The organism is Thalassospira sp. UBA1131 (genome assembly GCF_002311515.1).
Classification (GTDB): domain Bacteria; phylum Pseudomonadota; class Alphaproteobacteria; order Rhodospirillales; family Thalassospiraceae; genus Thalassospira.
Genome location: NZ_DCAO01000091.1, coordinates 1 through 3,447 on the forward strand (window position 1 = coordinate 1; position 3,447 = coordinate 3,447).

Below are 3,447 nucleotides of genomic sequence, written 5' to 3' on the forward strand. Positions count from 1 at the left end.
CCGCCCGTTGCAAGCATGGTCGCGTTTTACATTCCGAGGATAAGACAATGAGTAAGAAACAGCCTCAGGACCTGAGATCGGCACGCTGGTTCGCCCCCGACGATCTGCGGACATTTGGCCATCGATCACGGATGATGCAGCTTGGCTATTCCGAAGACGATTTTCGTGACAAGCCAATCATCGGTGTCCTGAATACCTGGTCGGAACTCAATACCTGTCATTCGCATTTCCGCGAACGTGTTGTTGATGTGAAACGCGGTGTTGCGCAGGCGGGTGGTTTTGCAGTCGAACTGCCGTCGCTTTCAGTTGATGAAAGCTTCACCAAGCCGACCTCGATGCTTTATCGCAACCTGCTTGCCATGGAGACCGAGGAAATGATCCGGTCCCACCCGCTGGATGGTGTGGTTCTGATGGGCGGCTGCGACAAGACAACGCCGGGTCTGGTGATGGGTGCGATTTCGGCCGGTGTGCCGATGATCTATCTGCCTGCCGGGCCGATGTTGCGCGGTAACTATGCCGGCAAAATCCTTGGGTCGGGCTCTGATGCCTGGAAGTACTGGGATGAACGTCGCGCAGGTAACATCAGCGACGAAGAATGGCTTGGCATTCAGGGCGGTATTGCCCGGTCGGCCGGGACCTGCATGACCATGGGAACCGCGTCGACCATGACGGCGATTGCTGATTCAATGGGACTGACTTTGCCCGGTGCCTCTTCGATCCCGGCGGTCGATAGCGGTCATCAGCGCATGTCGGCCGATTGCGGACGCCGCATTGTTGAGATGGTGTGGGAAGACCTGACACCCGATCAGATCATCACCGATGCATCCTGCCGAAATGCGGCCATTGTCGCCATGGCAACCGGTTGTTCCACCAATGCCGTGGTGCATCTGATCGCAATGGCCAAACGTGCCGGGGTGGGTCTTAAGCTTGAGGACCTTGATGAGCTTGGCCGCACCACGCCGCTGATCGCCAATGTCCGGCCATCGGGCAAGGATTACCTGATGGAGGACTTCTTCTATGCCGGGGGCCTGCGCGCCCTGATGAAGCAGATGGAAGATCGTCTTGATACCAGTTGCATGACGGTGACCGGCAAGACCCTTGGTGAAAACCTTGAAGGCGCGGTGGTTTATAATGACGATGTCATCCGCCCGCTTGATAACCCGGTCTACAAGGAAGGCTCGCTTGCCGTGCTGAAGGGCAATCTGTGCCCGAACGGTGCGGTGATCAAGCCAGCCGCCTGCGATCCGAAATATCATGTTCATGAAGGCCCGGCACTGGTGTTTGACAGCTATCCGGAAATGAAAAAGGCCGTTGATGACGAGAACCTCGATATCACACCGGATCATGTGATGGTTCTGCGCAATGCCGGTCCGCAAGGCGGCCCCGGCTTCCCGGAATGGGGCATGCTGCCGATCCCCAAGGCGCTGATCAAACAGGGCCATCGTGACATGTTGCGGATTTCCGACGCCCGCATGTCGGGCACGTCTTACGGCGCGTGTGTTCTGCATGTCAGCCCGGAAAGCTATATCGGTGGGCCACTCGCACTTCTGAAAAATGGCGATACGGTCCGCCTTGATCTGCCAAATCGCTCGCTTGATATGCTCGTCCCCGACGAAGAGCTTGAAGCGCGGCGCAAGGCCCTGACACCGCCGGAACCGCGATTTGAACGTGGGTATGGCTACATGTTCTCGCGCCATGTAACCCAGGCCGATCAGGGCTGCGATTTTGACTTCCTTGAAACCGATTTCGGCAAAACTGCCGGCGAACCTGATATTTTCTAAGGACACCGACCATGACGGAATATGTATTGTCTGATGCCACGCGCGAAAAACTGATGCGCACCTCGACGGCGTCTGTTGCCACCCAGCTTTACAAGCGGGGCCTGCGCAACCAGTTCATTCAGGGTGTCCGGCCCGTGGCACCGAAAAAGAAAAACATGGTCGGGCAGGCCTTTACGCTGCGCTATATCCCCGCACGTGAAGACCGCAACCCGATCGAGGTGTTCCGCAACGAAGACCATCCGCAACGTGTTGCGATTGAAACCTGCCCGCCGGGTCATGTTCTGGTGATGGATGGTCGCAAGGATGCGTCTGCGGCATCGGCCGGGTCGATCCTTGTTACCCGCTTGGCTGTACGCGGTGGTGCCGGGATCGTGTCCGATGCCGGTTTCCGCGATGCCGAGGGGATCGGTGAGCTTGATATGCCAGCCTATTGTGCCGGTCCGTCAGCGCCGACCAACCTGACCAAGCATGAAGCACTTGATATCAATGTTCCGATCGCGTGTGGCGATGTTGCCGTCTTCCCGGGTGATGTTCTTGTTGGCGATACGGACGGGGTCATGGTGATCCCCGCACATCTGGCAGACGAGATCGCCGATGCCTGTGCAGGCATGGAAAGTTACGAGGCCTTTGTGATCGAACAAGTGGCCAACGGGGCGACAATTATCGGACTTTATCCCTGCACCAAAGAAGAGAATCACAAAAAGTATGAGGAATGGCTGGCAAGTCAGTAAAATCGCGGTTACGTTGACCTTCATGTAATCAATTTACCCCTATCCACGCATTCCAGAGGATCGATTGAAATGTCTTATACCCTGACAGGAAAACATCTGATTGCCGGTGAATGGGTCGCTGGTGAGACGACCTTCCAGTCCGAGCCGGCCCATGGCCCGGCCAACACCTTCCCGGTCGGCACACCTGCCCTGGTTGATCAGGCCGCAAAGGCCGCCGAAGAAGCCTTTTGGACTTACGGCTACTCAACCCGCGAAGAGCGCGCAAAATTCATCAACACGATTGCGGATGAAATCGACGCGCGTGGCGATGAAATCACCGAAATCGGCACCCAGGAAACCGGCCTGCCCGAAGCGCGCCTTCAGGGTGAGCGCGGCCGTACCGTCGGTCAGCTTCGCCTGTTTGCCAGCCACATTCTTGATGGCGAATATCTGGATCGTCGTTATGACGAAGCTCTTCCGGATCGTGCGCCGTTGCCGCGCCCTGACCTGCGTTTGATGCAGCGTCCGATTGGCCCGGTTGCTGTGTTTGGTGCGTCCAACTTCCCGCTGGCCTTCTCGGTCGCGGGTGGTGATACCGCATCGGCACTGGCTGCTGGTTGCCCGGTCGTGGTCAAGGGTCACTCGGCCCATCCGGGTACCGGCGAAATCGTTGCCCAGGCGATTGACGCCGCGATCAAGAAATGTGGTGTTCACCCGGGTGTATTCAGCCTGATCCAGGGTGGCAAACGTGACGTTGGCCAAAGCCTGGTACAGCATCCGCTGATCAAGGCGGTTGGCTTTACCGGATCGCTTGGCGGTGGCCGTGCGCTTTATGATCTGTGTGCTGCCCGTCCGGAGCCGATCCCGTTCTTTGGCGAACTTGGTTCGGTCAACCCGATGTTCCTGCTGCCGGCTGCTGTCAAGGCACGCGGTGCGGAAATCGGTAAAGGCTGGGC

The 3,447-nt window shown here is 57.8% G+C and carries 3 protein-coding genes; all 3 read left to right on the plus strand.

Annotation, left to right across the window (positions count from 1 at the left end; genetic code table 11):
• The first annotated feature begins 47 nt into the window (after window positions 1-47).
• Complete coding sequence (araD, locus tag B3Z49_RS13805) at window positions 48-1,781, plus strand: L-arabinonate dehydratase (protein ID WP_296991908.1); 1,734 nt, start codon at window positions 48-50, stop codon at window positions 1,779-1,781.
• Between the two features lie 11 nt (window positions 1,782-1,792).
• Window positions 1,793-2,512 carry a ribonuclease activity regulator RraA gene (locus B3Z49_RS13810; RefSeq protein ID WP_296991911.1) on the plus strand — a complete coding sequence of 240 codons (720 nt, stop codon included), beginning with the start codon at window positions 1,793-1,795 and terminating at the stop codon, window positions 2,510-2,512.
• 69 nt (window positions 2,513-2,581) lie between these two features.
• On the plus strand, window positions 2,582-3,447 hold an 866-nt coding region (locus tag B3Z49_RS13815), incomplete at its 3' end, for an aldehyde dehydrogenase family protein (RefSeq protein ID WP_296991915.1).